The sequence below is a fragment of the Virgibacillus sp. DJP39 genome (genome assembly GCF_049310925.1).
GTDB lineage: Bacteria > Bacillota > Bacilli > Bacillales > Amphibacillaceae > Virgibacillus_F.
The window spans coordinates 1-15,735 of record NZ_JBMERP010000082.1; the positions used below are offsets into that span (position 1 = coordinate 1).

At 34.4% G+C, this 15,735-nt stretch carries 10 protein-coding genes and 1 pseudogene; 9 read left to right on the forward strand and 2 right to left on the reverse strand.

The window, feature by feature from the left end; genetic code table 11:
• From ACOI1D_RS18140 to ACOI1D_RS18175, 8 genes are all read left to right on the forward strand, one after another.
• On the forward strand, positions 1-305 hold a 305-nt coding region (locus tag ACOI1D_RS18140), incomplete at its 5' end, for a hypothetical protein (RefSeq protein ID WP_422503235.1).
• Between the two features lie 31 nt (positions 306-336).
• Entirely contained in the window at positions 337-1,854 is a 1,518-nt protein-coding gene (locus ACOI1D_RS18145; protein ID WP_422503237.1) for a recombinase family protein, read from the forward strand.
• Between the two features lie 805 nt (positions 1,855-2,659).
• On the forward strand, positions 2,660-4,189 hold the full coding sequence (locus tag ACOI1D_RS18150; RefSeq protein ID WP_422503238.1) for a type I restriction-modification system subunit M: 1,530 nt from the start codon (positions 2,660-2,662) through the stop codon (positions 4,187-4,189).
• 9 nt (positions 4,190-4,198) lie between these two features.
• Complete coding sequence (locus ACOI1D_RS18155) at positions 4,199-5,575, forward strand: restriction endonuclease subunit S (RefSeq protein ID WP_422503239.1); 1,377 nt, start codon at positions 4,199-4,201, stop codon at positions 5,573-5,575.
• Positions 5,576-5,618: 43 nt separating this feature from the next.
• Positions 5,619-8,720: a type I restriction endonuclease subunit R gene (locus ACOI1D_RS18160; protein ID WP_422503241.1), complete on the forward strand. Its 3,102-nt coding sequence runs from the start codon at positions 5,619-5,621 to the stop codon at positions 8,718-8,720.
• 12 nt (positions 8,721-8,732) lie between these two features.
• On the forward strand, positions 8,733-9,458 hold the full coding sequence (locus tag ACOI1D_RS18165; RefSeq protein ID WP_422503242.1) for a M48 family metallopeptidase: 726 nt from the start codon (positions 8,733-8,735) through the stop codon (positions 9,456-9,458).
• 141 nt (positions 9,459-9,599) lie between these two features.
• Positions 9,600-11,330: an ATP-dependent nuclease gene (locus ACOI1D_RS18170; protein ID WP_422503244.1), complete on the forward strand. Its 1,731-nt coding sequence runs from the start codon at positions 9,600-9,602 to the stop codon at positions 11,328-11,330.
• Positions 11,323-13,101 (forward strand): UvrD-helicase domain-containing protein, encoded by a 1,779-nt coding sequence (locus tag ACOI1D_RS18175; RefSeq protein ID WP_422503245.1) that lies wholly within the window; start codon positions 11,323-11,325, stop codon positions 13,099-13,101. Before ACOI1D_RS18170 ends, ACOI1D_RS18175 begins: the two co-directional genes overlap by 8 nt.
• Before the next feature lie 36 nt (positions 13,102-13,137).
• Here ACOI1D_RS18175 and ACOI1D_RS18180 read toward each other — a convergent pair whose 3' ends face one another.
• Complete coding sequence (locus ACOI1D_RS18180) at positions 13,138-13,737, reverse strand: restriction endonuclease (RefSeq protein ID WP_422503246.1); 600 nt, start codon at positions 13,735-13,737, stop codon at positions 13,138-13,140.
• Between the two features lie 251 nt (positions 13,738-13,988).
• Between ACOI1D_RS18180 and ACOI1D_RS18185 the strand changes: the two are divergent.
• Positions 13,989-14,627 (forward strand): annotated as a pseudogene (locus ACOI1D_RS18185) (SpoVR family protein); the annotation flags it as partial.
• Positions 14,628-14,906: 279 nt separating this feature from the next.
• Here ACOI1D_RS18185 and ACOI1D_RS18190 read toward each other — a convergent pair.
• The gene (locus ACOI1D_RS18190; RefSeq protein WP_422503248.1) at positions 14,907-15,701 is read right to left on the reverse strand and encodes a DUF2935 domain-containing protein; all 795 of its coding nucleotides are present in this window, start codon (positions 15,699-15,701) and stop codon (positions 14,907-14,909) included.
• Positions 15,702-15,735 lie beyond the last annotated feature (34 nt).

Sequence of the window (15,735 nt, forward strand, 5' to 3'; positions counted from 1 at the left end):
TTAACAAATTAAAAGTTGCTATAGGCGAACTAACTGAAAAATGGTTAATCGATCACCAGGATAGTTATCATAAAAAAATAGTCGACTTATATAAAGCAATAGAGAAGAAAGAAAAGGAAATCATTGACCTGAAGGAAATGGGGAAAGACCATGAAAATTCCTGGAAAGACTTCGATGAAATTAAAGTGATAATATCCAAGAAACTGCTAGAAAAGGAAAAAGACGTTTTAATTGAAAAATATATTGAAAAAATTGAATTGGTTAATGATCAAGAAGTAGAAATTGAAATAAAAAAACCAGTTTAAAGAAAGGGTGATGTAGATTGGGTGTTGCAAAATGTTAGAAGGTAAACGTGGTGCATTTTACGGGAGAAAGTCAACAAAGAAGCAGGAAATGAGTATTGATAAACAAAAGTTTTATGCAGAGCAATTTGTAAAACAACATTCTGGAACTTTTCATAAATGGTACATTGATTCAGGTGTCTCTTCCAGAGTTCCCCTTCTACAACGAGAGGATATGGCTAAACTGTTGAATGATGCGAAACTTGGAAACTTTGATTTTGTCGTCGTTTACAGTCATGATCGTTTTGCCCGATCGCCAATCGAACACCAAGAAATTAGAAAAGTATTTAAAGATAACAGTATTAAAGTTTATATCAGTAAAAGTGGGGATCGGTATGATGAAGGTGATCTCATAAACCAAGTCATTGATGATGGCTACTCAAAGCTTGAGCTCGATAATATTCGGACGAGGACCAAAAGTACATTAAAGTCACTCCTTGTGAAAGGGACCTGGACGGGAGGAAAGGCTCCTTATGGATATCGATATGATTCAACAGAAAAAGAATTTTCAATTATGGATGAAGAAATTGATAATGTGAAAGTAGTTTTTCAACTATACCAGAAAGACTTAGGATTTAGCGCGATTGCTACTAGGCTAAATCGTAAAGATACGAAGAAAGAATGGCGTTCTGATCACGTGAAGAATATTATTACTAACCCCTTTTATGCCGGCTATCTGACCTACAATAGAAGAATTGAGGGCTCAAATAATTCAATCAATGAAAACCGTAAAGATTGGATGATGATAATAAGTAATATCATACCAAAAGCGATTGAATTAGAAGAATGGGAAAACTGCTGGAGAATTTATACCGAAAAGAAGATCAAAAAGGTAAACCCAAAGTATTACACAACTAATTACTACTTTCAAAGTTTATTAAAGTGTAAAAAGTGCGATGTTCCTATGAAGTGTAAGAATCAAAAATCAAAAGGTTCTGGGAAGCAGTTATATATTTGCCTTGATTGCAGATTTAAAGTGGAAATCGAATTGATTCACAAACTTGTTACAAAGGTTTGTAAGGATATCGCAACAAAGAAAGCAGCGGAGATAAAGGATAAAGTTCAGCAAGAATACCATAAGGATAAGGGTCTGTACGAAATTGCATTGGTACAGAAAGAAAATGAGTTAATGTTAAATGAAACAAAGGTAAACAATGTTCAAAGGGAATTGAGTGTTTTATCCAGAAATAACCCCAATGATAATCAGGATTTTAGAAAAGCATTGGTAATTGCAAATCAAAATATAAATCAAGAAACACAAAATATAAGACGTGATATTAATATATTACAGAACAAAATCGACCTAATTGATGAGACGCTTAAAATGGAGCCATTCTGGAAACATTGGATTGACGATCTATATGAAAAGGTAAGTGATTTAAAAGAAACTAAGAAGCTTCGGCGATTTCTTGTAAATTACATTGATGAATTAGTCATTGATGAGGATGGTAAAATAGAGATGACCACAAAATATTTTGAGGATACATTTAACTACGAAATCCCCCTTTCTTAAACGAATAGAAAGGGATATTTTTTTGCCTTAAAATAGAATGATTGATTTTTAGATAATGGTTTAATAAAAACTAAACAATGGGAAATTCATAAACGCCGCTATAACCGACTTTTCGGCATAAAGGTAGGACAAGCTCGAAATTTTCGGCAACTACATAGTAATGCGATCGCTTTCCTACCTAAGCGCCGACCTACAGCCGCGTGAAGTCCACCTGAATGCTTGTCCATCATAGGGATTCTGGATTTGCTTGTCCCAATTTATAGGACGAGCATTTTAGTTGGTGTGACTGCATCGGCGAAAAGGTAGGAAAGTCAAGGCGTAATCGGCAGATAGCTAGGGGTGGAAAAGCCTGTTATTATAAGGATTTCAACTAAAGGCACTTTATATGGTGATCCAGGTATAAGAAGAGCAGAATTGGGGTCACTCCTGATGATTAGGACAGGCTTCCTTTAATAGATAGTTATGCAAACATACAATAGTAAACTTATTCTGGTAAAGTTAAATTGGTGATTTAATTATTGTAAGTTTACCCCAGTATCTTTACAAACCGGAGAAATTAGTAACTTTACATTAATCATTTTAATAGTTCGAGAGGAATTCCTTCTTACGACAATAAAGTTACAAGCATAAGTTGATATGGGTAAACTAACTGTTGTAATTTTACGAAAGTATAGTTACGTTTCTATTGATAACCGTGCTTGTCTTATTTAACCTAGCTCTTTTTTAGTGTAAGATAGGTAATATAAATACATTTTGATGCTCTTTTCAGTATTTTTAACTGTTATAGAATTTAGGAGGAAAAATAATGACCGAACAAGTGTCACAACAACAAATCAACTCTGTACTTTGGCAAGCGGCTGATACATTTAGAGGGAAAATTGATTCAAGTACATATAAAGACTACATTTTAACAATGTTGTTTATCAAATATTTAAGCGATGCTTATAAAGAGAATTTAGAAGAATATACAAAGCGATACGATGGTGATGAACAACGTATTAACCGTGCTCTGTCCAGAGAACGATTTGTTTTAGATGAGTTTTCAACTTTTGATTATTTATATAGTAAGCGTAATGACTCTGAAATTGGTGAAATCATTAACAAGGCATTGGAACGGATGGAAAATGAAAACACTGGAAAACTTCGTGGAGTATTCCGCAATATTGACTTTAACAGTGAGGCAACTCTTGGAAGAGCCAAAGAGAGAAACTCAATGCTTCGTTCATTGTTAGAGGATTTTAACAAGCTAACATTAAAACCTTCTGTTGTTGGTAATGAAGACGTGATTGGTGACGCCTACCAATATATGATTGAACGCTTTGCTTCAGATGCGGGGAAAAAGGGCGGAGAATTTTACACACCGGCAATGGCATCAGAATTATTGGCACGTCTTGTAAAGCCTGAAGAAAATGATCGGATTTATGATCCAACCTGTGGTTCTGGATCATTACTTATTAGAGTAGCTAACCAGGTTCCAAATAAAAAGGTTGCCATTTATGGGCAAGAACGTAACGGTGCAACGCATTCATTAGCGCTTATGAATATGTACTTACATGGGATTGATGATGCAAAAGTTGAATGGGGAGACACATTAGCCAATCCACTACATTTAGAAGAGGGAAAGTTAATGAAGTTTCAAGCTATTGTAGCTAATCCTCCTTTCTCATTAGATAAGTGGGCAATGGGATTTGCTGGAGAAGGAACAAACGATAAAAAATTTAAAATGGAATCAGGTCTTGATCCACATAGGCGTTTTGAATGGGGAGTACCGCCAAGTTCAAAAGGTGACTATGCCTTTGTTCAACATATGCTTTATTCATTAGCAGAAAATGGTCGTATGGCGACAATTTTGCCACATGGAGTCCTTTTCAGGGGTTCAAGTGAAGGGAAGATTCGTCAGCAAATAATTGAAATGAACTTACTTGACGCTGTTATTGGATTACCAGCTGGGTTGTTTTTTGGAACGGGAATCCCCGCGTGTATCATGGTTTTCAAAAAAGACCGTAAGCGTAAAGATGTGCTTTTTATTGATGCCTCTGGTGAAGAGAACTATGAAAAAGGGAAGAATCAAAACAAATTACGCGAGGAAGATATTCAAGCAATTGTAGACACATATGAAAAGTTTGAAACAAATGATAAGTATTCGTATGTAGCCACAGAAGATGAGATTAAAAAGAATGATTATAACTTAAACATTCCTCGTTTTGTAGATACTTTTGATGAAGAAGAGCAAGTAGATATGGAGAGGATTCATGGAAATATTGCAAATATAAAACAAGAGTTACAAGACGTAGAAGCACAGATGGAAAAGTTTTTAAAAAAGCTTGGATTGTAGGTGAAATATATGTATCAGGAAATAAAAGACAGGATTAAAGCGATAAGCCGTAGAGAAGTTCCAGAGGGGTATAAGACATCAGATTTGGGGATTATTCCAGATGATTGGAATATAAAAAAGCTAAGTGACTTGTCTGTTGTTATTACTAAGGGGACAACGCCAACTTCATATGGATTTGAATATCAAAGTAAAGGAATAAATTTTGTGAAAACCGAGAATATCCTAGAAAATGGGGATGTTGATATTGATTCTACACCTAAAATTAGTATTGAATGTGATGAGGTATTAAGTAGATCAAGATTGAATGAAGATGATGTATTAGTTTCAATAGCAGGAAGTATAGGTAAGACAAGCATTATTAAAGCTGAATATCTTCCGGCTAATACTAATCAAGCGTTAGCAATAATTAGGTTGGAACAACAGATTAATCCTCTTTATATTAAATACCTTTTAAGTAGTAGCTTATTCACTAGGTATTTTAATTCTATTAAGACAGTAGGTGCACAACCAAATCTAAGTCTTAAACAAGTTGGGGAATTTCAGATTCCTATTTTCAAAAATGATGAGATAAATGAAATTTGCAGGTTGCTTTCAACCTGGGACAAGGCAATTGAGCTAAAAGAAAAGCTAATCGACCAGAAAAAAGAGCAAAAGAAAGGATTAATGCAGAGATTACTATGGGGACATGTTCGTTGGGATGATGGTGATAATTTTACTATAGAGCAATTACAAGATCGTCATAACCAGATCAATAGTGGTATAACACCACGAGGGTTTCAAGAGGTGAAGAGATTTATCATACCTCAAGATTGGCAATTTATAAAGATGGATAAAATAGGTCAACAAATAACTAGTAAGAATAAGGAACATAAAATACTAAAAGTTCTTTCTTGTACTAAACATGGTGGTTTGGTGGATTCTTTAGAGTATTTTGGAAAACAAGTTTTCGGCTCTGACTTGTCAAAATATAAAGTAGTAGCAAAAGGTGACTTTGCATATGCAACAAACCATATTGAGGAAGGTTCAATAGGTTTGCAAAAAGAATATGATTACGGTTTAGTTAGTCCAATGTACACAGTATTTAGGGCTAACAAAGATATTGATAATGAGTTTTTATACGCATTGTTGAAGACTGAAAATTATAGAAGGATTTATAAATCAATGATGTCAGCATCTGTAGACAGAAGAGGTAGTTTAAGATGGAAAGAATTTTCTACGATTGAAATACCAATACCTCCATTAAAAGAACAAAAAAAAATTAGTGCTATCTTACTAACTGCTGATAAAGAAGTAAAAACTCTTGAGAAAGAACTTACCGAATTAAAACAACAAAAAGTAGGTATAATGCAATTACTATTAACAGGAAAAATACGGGTAAAAGTTTAATGCTTTTCTTTTTTTCTTCATTTATAATAACGGAGGTGTGAAAGTGGAGAGCGCTAATAGTTATGATGAACGTTATATTAGCCAGCAGCCTGCAATTGAGGTATTACAACGCTTAGGTTACATGTATTTAGCTCCTGGAAAAGTAGAGACTTTAAGAGAGAATCTACACAATGTTTTGCTGAATTCAGTATTAGAAGAAAAGCTAAAGGAGTTCAACTCCTACGAATACAAAGGATTTACCTATAAATTCAGTGACTCTAATATTCAGCAAGCAATCCGTGATCTGGACGAACCATTAACGGATGGTCTTGTCAAAACAAACGAAAAGACTTTTGAAACGCTTATGTTAGGGCGTACCTATACAGAATTTCTACCAGACGGTTCAAAAAAATCATTTACAATTCAATTTATTGATTGGGAAAACTTCGAGAATAATGATTTTCATGTTGTAGAAGAATTCTCAGTTGAACGTATGGATGGGCGTGGAACTGTTCGCCCTGACTTAGTGCTCTTTGTAAACGGAATTCCATTTGTGGTAATTGAGTGTAAGAAAGCATCTATTTCAATGGAACAAGGTATAAGCCAAATGGTTCGGAATCAAGGGAAAGACTATGCTCCTCAGTTATTTAAGTATGTTCAGATTGTCATGTCTACAAATAAAAACGAAACAAAATATGCAACATGTAATACGCCGAAAAAGTTTTGGTCTGTGTGGAAGGAAGAGCATGATAAATGGCTGCAAGCGCTATTGGATGAAACAGTCCAAGGTCGTTTACCGACAGTCCAGGATAAAAACATAGTCTCCTTATTCCAACCGGATCGTTTATTAGAGCTGACACATTTCTTTACGCTATTTGAAAAAGATGAAAAAAAGGTCACTCGTTATCAGCAATACTTTGCGATTAAAGAAATCCTTAAAACAATTGATGAACGAGATGAAAATGGAAATCGTCAAAGTGGTGTCATTTGGCACACACAAGGTTCTGGTAAGAGCTTAACGATGGTCATGTTGGCGAAGTACATCATGTCAAAGTTAGTTGATTATAACCCCAAAGTAGTAGTGGTGACAGACCGGGTGGATTTGGATGGACAGATACATAAGACATTTAATCACACAAGGTTAAAAGCTAGCCGTGCCAGATCAGGTAGTCATCTGGTTGACTTAATTAACGACAACAATGCTGATATTGTCACAACCCTAGTCCATAAATTTGATAAAGCTTCTGTAAAACAGAAACCGATTGAATCAAGAGATATTTTTGTTTTAGTAGATGAATCCCACAGAACTCAATACGGGGAACTTCATCATAAAATGAAAAAGGTTTTTCCAAATGCTTGTTACCTGGGCTTTACCGGAACCCCTCTTATGAAAAAAGAGAAAAGTACAATGATCAAGTTTGGAAAGCTGATTCATTCTTATACCATTGCCGACGGTGTGCGAGATAATACTATCGTTCCTCTTTTATATGAGGGAAAGATGATTGATCAGTCAGTAAATCAGCAAGCAATTGATAACCGGCTTAAAATGATTACACGTAACTTAAATGACAAGCAAAAAGATGAAGTCATGAAAAAATGGAGCATATTTGAACGAATTGCTTCATCTGATCAACGGTTGAGTATGATTGCTTATGATATTAATCAACATTTTTTAAACAACTATAAGGTGCAAGGCAGCCAATTTAAGGGGATGCTTGCCACAAATAGTAAGATAGAAGCAATCCGATACCTAGAGGCATTTGAGGAGTGGGGAGATTTAAACTGTGCAGTGGTGATTTCGCCTCCAGATCAGCGTGAGGGACATGAAGCGGTGGATACAGAATCAAAAGATAGAGTACAACGACATTGGAAAAAGATGATGGATCGCCACGGTACACCTGAAGCATATGAGGAGTCCATGAAAGAGGAGTTTGTTCATGGGGATGACATTGATTTACTAATAGTTGTAGATAAATTACTTACAGGTTTCGATGCTCCCAGGGCAACAGTTCTTTATGTTGATAAACCGTTGAAAGAACATACGCTCCTTCAAGCGATTGCAAGGGTGAACCGTCTTTATGAGGGTAAAGAATATGGTTTTATTATTGATTACCGTGGTTTGTTAGAAAAACTTGATCAAGCCTTAGAGATGTATTCAGGTGCGGGTCTGGAAAACTTCGACCCAAAAGACATAAAAGGTGCTATCCATGATGTGATTAGTGTCATCGGGCAACTGCGTCAGCATCACTCGGACCTATTACAGATATTTTCTTCCATAAAAAACAAACAAGATACAGAAGAATACGAAGTCTTACTTGAGGATGAAGAGTTACGAAATAACTTCTACGATGTGTTAAGTAATTTCGGTCGCAATCTTGGTATAGCATTAGAATCCGAAAAAATTTATAACGCACTACAGCCTGAAGAATTACAAACGTATAAAAAGGATTTAAAGTTTTATCAAGAACTACGAAAAAGTGTAAAATTCCGTTACTCTGACACGATTGATCATAAAGATTACGAAGCAAAAATGCAAAAGCTAATGGATAATTATATTGCTGCAGAACAAGTAATGCGTATCACAAATCCGGTTGATATTTTAAACGAAAAAGCATTTGAAGAAGAGTTGGATCGATTAGGGTCCAAAAGAGCAAAAGCAGATGCTATTCGTACTCGTTTATCCAAAAGTGTAAGTAAGAAATGGGATGAAAACCCTGCATTTTATAAAAGCTTTTCAGAACGAATTGAAGAAGCGATACAAGCGTATAAAGATAAACGTATTTCAGAAGCAGAATACTTAAACAAAATGAAAGAAATTGTGAAGGATTATCGAGAAGGTGAATCGACCGGCGATTATCCAGATGTAATTAAGAAGAATCCGAATGCTCAAGCTTTTTATGGTGTAACAAAAGACATTATGGGTGAAGTGAATGAAACGACAGCGAGCTATGAGGTCCTAGGTGGTTTAGCGTTAGACATGGATAAAATCATACAAGAACACCAAAAGGTTGATTGGCACGATAATATCGAAATTCATAATCGTATTGCCCAAGAGTTAGATGATCTCCTATTTGATTTTTCAAAAGAGCATCAGGTCAAATTAGATTATGATGAAATTGATAAGATTATTGAGCAGATCAAAACAGTTGCTCTAAGACGTTACTAAGGCTGTGACAACATGGAAAAACATCAAATAGCGTACGGGAATAAGAAAATTGACTTTGTCATTGAACGGAAAAAGGTAAAAAACGTTAATCTGAATATTAAACCTGATATGACCGTGGCTGTTTCAGCTGCTGAAAATGTACCACTCGATTTTATATATGACTTTGTTAAGGGCAAAGCAAGTTGGATTTCAAAACAAGTAAAACATTTTGAAGACGTGCAGCCATATAAGCAAAGTGAAAGGGAATATGTTAGTGGTGAATCCATTAAATACCTGGGCAAGCAGTATCGCTTACGTGTAAAGCCGGCAGAGGATGAAGAAATAGTAAAGTATTATCGTGGTTTCATATATCTATTTGTAAAAGATACAAACGATTATAGTCGTAAATCCAAACTAATGGAGAATTGGTATCGTAAAAAGGCTCATTTAGCATTTGAGGAGTCTTTAGATAAACTGTATCCATTAGTACAAAAATATGGAATTGAAAGACCAAGCATGGATATGCGGGTCATGAAAGCAAGGTGGGGTTCAGCATTAGTGGACTCTAATACAATCCTTCTCAACCTTGATTTACTCAAAGCACCGAAACATTGTATTGATTATGTTGTGTTGCATGAGTTGATTCACTTTAAATACAATGATCATAGTGATGGCTTTTATAAGATGCTTTACTCCTTGATGCCGGATTGGGAGAAGCGGAAAGATATTTTGGATGGGGAAATTGTTAGGGAGTTATGAAAAAGTTGACGAGGTTCTTTTTTAACACTTTAATCTTCAAGGCAGCTACTATATAAATACAGCTGCCTTTTTATTTAACTTACAACAATAAGATCAATATTAATTGGTGTACATTCTTTATTGAAAATGTGGGGGAATTTGATGAAAATCAAAAGAACAAAAATATGGAATTATAGAAACCTAGATGGAGTGGAAGTTTTTCTACACCCGGAAATCAATTTTATAGTGGGAGAAAATAATTTAGGGAAATCTAATTTTTTAAGAATGTTAAATACAATTTCAAGTTCTAGATACTTTAGAGACGAGGACTTTAACAATCAAAAGGTTTCGATTGAAATACATATTACTTTCGAATTGGAAGAAGAGGAAATAGGAATCTTTGACGATTACTTTTCTCCAGAGGAAGAAGTAAACAATATAAATGTTATTCTTAAGCAGGAATCTCCAGATGATATTTTTAAATTTTTTCATGCTGAAACCGAGGAAGAGATTACATATAAATCAATAAAACAATTAAATTTTATTAATTACTCTTCCTTAAGGAACCCACAAAGCGAATTAAATTTTGACAAAGGAAAAGGTGGAGGGAAATTTTTAAAATACCTTGTTGATAGGTATTTAAGCGAAAGTCATGAAGAACAAAATGAATTTATAGATAAAGATCAATTTACTAATTTATTGGATTATTTAAACCGTAGCATTGAAAAGATTGAAACGATTAGTGATTTTTCAATAGCTGCACATTTAGATAGTGAGGTTGAAAAAGTGCTATCTAAATTGATCGTTTTAAAGGGAAAAGGAGAACACTATTTAAACGAAATGGGTTATGGAGTACAGTTTTTGAATCTTATTCCATTGGTTATTATCGATAGGATTTATAGCATAGTTGAAAAACAAAATAAATCGATGAATACGATGTTAGAAAATGATGATGGTTTAAGATTTTTACCTGTTATTATAGGAATTGATGAACCTGAAATTCACTTACACCCATATATGCAACGTAGTTTAATAAAGTATTTGTCAGATATTACGTCTGGTGATGACTCTAATTTTAACAGTCTAATAAAAGAGTTGTTTAATGTAGAACAGGTATTCGGACAACTTATTTTCGTTACACATTCCCCATATGTAATTAAAGATAACTATAAGCATATAATCAGGTTTTATACCGATAGCAATGGTGATTTAAGTGTGAAAAGTGGTACGAATATCCATTTTCAACCAGACGTTGAAAAACATCTCAATAAAAACATGGACTTAGTAAAGGAAGCTTTTTACTCTAGGGTGGTTCTAATTGTTGAAGGTGAAACAGAAGAAGGGGCTTTTCCTATATTTGCAAAGCGTATGGGTATTGATTTGGATAAGTTCGGAATTGGGATAGTCAATGCTGGAAGCGTTAATAGTGTACCCCCTTTAATGGAATTATTTAATGAATTTGGTGTTAAAACAGTTGGAGTAATAGATAAAGACCAGGGCAATAGTATCAGAGAGGCATTTAAAGACTTAAGTAATTTATATCAGACTGAATTGGTAGACTTTGAAGAAGAAATGACTAATTATTTTGGAATATGTGATTACGCGTCATTCTTAATTGAAAACCTTCCTGAGAAAAGAAGCTTACTGATTGGAGCAGCTAACAGATTAAATATTAGTATAAACCGATCTAATCCTGACTTGCATGAAGAGTTTAGTTTATTAGAACCTCACGACTTATTTTTGTTAAAGGAAGAATTGAGAGATAGGATGTCTAAACAATTCTCTAATTTAAAAGGCATAATTATGGGGAGAGAATTAGCAACCTTTGTAAGCGAAATCCCTCAAGTGTACAAGGATGCTATTAAATGCGCAGTGGGTGATATAGATGAGTAAGGAAACGAATGCACATGATAAATTCTATGAACTTCACGGTGATGACGAATCACAGTTAAATGCAATTTATTCTACAGCAAATAAAATAATGGTTGAAGCACCGGCTGGTTATGGAAAAACCAAAACATTAATAAGTAAAATTGCATATGATATCATTCAAAAAAACGTTATAAATCATAAGAAAATTCTTGTCATTACTTTTAGCATTAATGCAGCGCATAAAATAAAAAGAGATATCACTTCGGAATTACCAATCCTACTCCAAGATCAATTAGAACCTGATACTAAAATTGCTACTAAAAAACTGCTGGTTACTAATTATCATGGATTCTGTCGAAGAGTCCTAGGTAAATATGGTTATCTAATTCATAAAAACCTAAAGAATATAGATCAAATACAAATTATTAACTTACGTGTAGATAGCACCCTCACGACAAAAGAAAAGGAAGTAATTCATGCCCTTGAAAATAGCATAAGAAATTTAAATTCGAAGGGTATAGAACAATATAAAGACAGCTACTTAGACATTCTTGTTTCAAATTTACTGCCTAATAACTTCATCACACATGATGGTATTATTCTATTGACAGAAATGTTATTTAAAAAATTCCCAAATGTTCTTAAGTTCTACCAAAAGATATTCTCATCCATTATTATAGATGAGTTTCAAGATACAAACTTGCTAAATTGGGGGCTTATGAAATTATTAATAAATGAAAATATGAAAGCTCAATTTTTTGGAGACTCACTTCAAAAGATATATGGATTTATTGGTGCAATTCCTTACTTACTCGATGAAGCAGCAGAATACTATAATATGGAGTATCACCACTTGCAAAAGAATTACCGTTTTATGGATAACGAGGAAATGCTGTTGTTAGATAAAAATGTAAGGGCTGTTGCGAAAAATCCACAAAGCCCGGACATAATTAGTCAGAGTATTGTTAATTTAAACCTATACGAATCCCAAACTGAAGAAGCACAAGGGATAGTGGATTTAATACAAGCGTTACCTCTTCACGGTACAAAAGAAAAGATCTCAATTTTGTTTAGACAAAGAGGTAAGAATTTGGATAAAGTTTTGGAAGTTCTAGATGAGAATAATATTACTTATTTTAATGGTTTATATTTACAGGATGAAGATCCAACATATATAGAATTTCACAATAAATGTCTGAATAAGTTTATTGAATTTATTGGTGGGAAAAATTCAATAACTAAAAAAAGTTTACGTGAGTTCTACTCAATATTTAGTTTAGAAGTTACTAAACAAACAATAAAAACAAAAGCGTTATTAACTTTATTAGAAATCTTTGTAGACAATGTATCCAAAGAAACAATTTGGAAACATTTTTCTTTTGAAGAACGCAGAAGTTTTATTCTTAATTTCTTTTCAGGTAAGGGGTTAAAAAACTATATAGAATATGTAAATGAGAAAGTAATTATTTCTACTGTATTTGGAGCAAAAGGACTGGAATGGGATTATGTTATAATTCCTGATTTAGAAAAAGACTCCATGCCAAATTACATGGGGATGTGCAAAGAGTGTTTGTACAAAAAAAACTGCGAACTTCAGATACATGAGGAAAACGAAAGTGACTTTATCGATGAATTGGGTGTATTCTATGTGGCACTCACAAGGGCAAAAGTACAAACTTACTTTACAGCAAGCAAAAAAAACGGTTATGGATACCCAACAAATATTACATGTTTTTTGAAGCTTCCAGGGATTAAAATTAACTATACTTCTAATAAAACTATGATGAGTTGATTTGGGCATGAATGTTGAGGATAGAGGTGTGATTTATTATGCAAATTCACCTCTTAGTTCATGAACTTTTGACTCCATCGATTCTAACCAATAGGTAACAAGCTCCACACCATCAATTAACTCTATATTTAGTTCCTTGGCATATACTTTGGCTGCCGATGTAAAGTCACTAGTGGTTATAACATAACCACCTATGGCACCCTGCTTAACCATATTTGAATGTATCAGTGCTATTGGGCTAAAATCTAAATCATTTTTATAAACCTTTACTTGACCAAGATATAATCCATCTTCACGGTCATGTTCAAAATCAACACCAAAATCACCAGAATTTGTAGTAGTATAGGCTTTACCACCAAACACTTTCTCCATTATATCGGATACAAAGTTTTCAAATTCATATGGAGTTTGCTTGAGAAAGATATTTGTTGCCTTTTCGAAAACAATTTCATTATCTTCATTCCTTTTTGTTGGATAATTAAATCTAGCCGCTAACCCCATAGCCATAGTTCTCTTAAGATTTAAGCCAGATTCAATCTTGCGAGCAATTAATGATGCCTCATAATCACTTCGTTTCTTTATATACCAGATTAAACCACCGATTATAAGGAACTGTATCGTCAAAATAATTTCCATACTATCACCTCATTATCAATGTAGGCATAATTATAACTTTATATTCAGTTATTGAGCTGCTTTATTACTGGAATTTCTATGTGTAGTCAAACAAAAAATCGTATTCTTGAATAGGTATCACAGTTTCACTTGTGAAAAAGTGAAGAAAAAGCAATAAACTGTCTCGGTTCTGGTACTACTAATAACAACTTCAATACTGAAAAGTATCTTCAAAGTACCGCCACAAAAGCCTTTCGGAAAAAACACCTCTACGAAAGGAAGGCTGGGCTTCCTATTGGCATCAGCGAATCCTAAGGGAAATGGACCTGACGACTTCAGAAGCGATTGAATTTGCTTCATTAAACGCAAGCGTGGTGCAACCATCCAAACAACAAATTAACCCGTATTACCTGGGTCTAAAGATCTTTGAAGACATCGAAGAACGGTACAACAATCCAACCGATGAAATGCTCGAGTTAGGAGTAGAACCGAATTCAGGCCGGGAAAAGATGTTTGAGGTTCGTGAAATTGAATCCGACATTTCATTTATCCGTAACTACTTAACAAAAGACCTTGTCCGGCAGGAAGATATGTATTTGTTTGAAAAGCAGGGGCGCGATTACAAAATCACAGATAAAGATTACGAAAATGTAAGAGAGCAACTTATTTCGATGCGGGTGAACGGTGGATTTCCGTTTTTAAGTGTAGAAGACGGTGACTATATGCGAAACGGTGAACTTTATTTGGTTCATAGCTATGAAGGAACCGAATTGAACCTTCCATATTTAGAAAATGTACTGCCATACATCTATCAGCTATGGGGACGGATTGTAAACATGGAAACGTATGTTGAGGATAAGAAGGTTCTGTATTCGTATGACGGGAAGAAGGTACACCGGAAGTATGTATAGAGGGACTTGAATCTCCGACAGTTTCTAATATACGCAGGCGGTATAGTTTAATAATCCCTAGAAGTGGATTTCCATTGAATTGATGGAAGTAGTCTTTAATATCTAATCACGTATAATTTGGCATTAGATCAGGTTGTATTTTTTATATGATGGAAAGAAGATGCCGGAGATATGATTGAATATCTCCGGCATCTTCAATTTGTAAATTTAACAACACAGGTGTAATTTACAACTAAAAATGTGTATAACAGTCAATCACAAACTCTCACTAGACTACTGTTACTGATTTGATCTTGAAAGTTGGGCCTCAAATAAATCTATAATTTCCAGAAATCTTTCAGCTTCTCTAAATGTATGATCAGCTAGGAGTGGATGAATATTACTTTTAATGCGACAAGCCTCTATTAACTCTCTAGCTGTTTTCTTAAAATCTCGTAATGAAACTACTGAAACTCTGTTTTGATCCAAGAATTGATCCAGTATTGGTACGGTTTTAGATTGCGGACGCATAGAGTCTAAATCAACTGCCTGAAAAACAAGTTGATCGAAATCATGGCTAAATTCCCTAGCCTGTTCCACTAGCTGTCTTTCGGAAGGATCTAAAAGATGTCCGATAAATTTGGAATGGTCTGCCATAATCTTTAAGAAAAATAGATTTTCTTGGATAATTGTATCAGGTTCGGGGGCAAGTTTTCCTTCGTTGAGGTCTTTTAATCTGTTGGCAAAATAAGCTGCTTCTCTGCTAACATGGTCAACTAATAATGGAAAGTTATTTGTTCGAATTTCACAACGTAAAGTTAACCCTAAAACTTTCCTTTTGTAACTCCAAATGGCAACAGCTGCCTGATAAACCTCTTTGTTAAAATCTTGAACTTGGCGCAAATCCGAGTTTACAGAAAACCTTGCCAACTTTTCTTCTATTCGATCAAAAAGGGCGATGAACTGTTGGGCTTCTTCAATTAACTGGTTCTGTTCATAGGTAAATCCCAAGCTTAAAAATAAAGCATGCTCCTTCATAATTCTCGACCAAAATTGAATTTCATCCAAGGATCTCATTACAATTGGATTCGTCAATATATCCCCTCCTGATTTCGCTCTTCCTTCCTAT

What these genes read in the sequence shown, in the direction of transcription:
- ACOI1D_RS18155 (WP_422503239.1), top strand. Translation starts at nt 4,199, where the DNA reads ATGTATCAGGAAATAAAAGACAGGATTAAAGCGATAAGCCGTAGAGAA.
- ACOI1D_RS18150 (WP_422503238.1), top strand. Translation starts at nt 2,660, where the DNA reads ATGACCGAACAAGTGTCACAACAACAAATCAACTCTGTACTTTGGCAA.
- ACOI1D_RS18175 (WP_422503245.1), top strand. Translation starts at nt 11,323, where the DNA reads ATGAGTAAGGAAACGAATGCACATGATAAATTCTATGAACTTCACGGT.
- ACOI1D_RS18145 (WP_422503237.1), top strand. Translation starts at nt 337, where the DNA reads ATGTTAGAAGGTAAACGTGGTGCATTTTACGGGAGAAAGTCAACAAAG.
- ACOI1D_RS18180 (WP_422503246.1), bottom strand. Translation starts at nt 13,737, where the DNA reads ATGGAAATTATTTTGACGATACAGTTCCTTATAATCGGTGGTTTAATC.
- ACOI1D_RS18165 (WP_422503242.1), top strand. Translation starts at nt 8,733, where the DNA reads ATGGAAAAACATCAAATAGCGTACGGGAATAAGAAAATTGACTTTGTC.
- ACOI1D_RS18170 (WP_422503244.1), top strand. Translation starts at nt 9,600, where the DNA reads ATGAAAATCAAAAGAACAAAAATATGGAATTATAGAAACCTAGATGGA.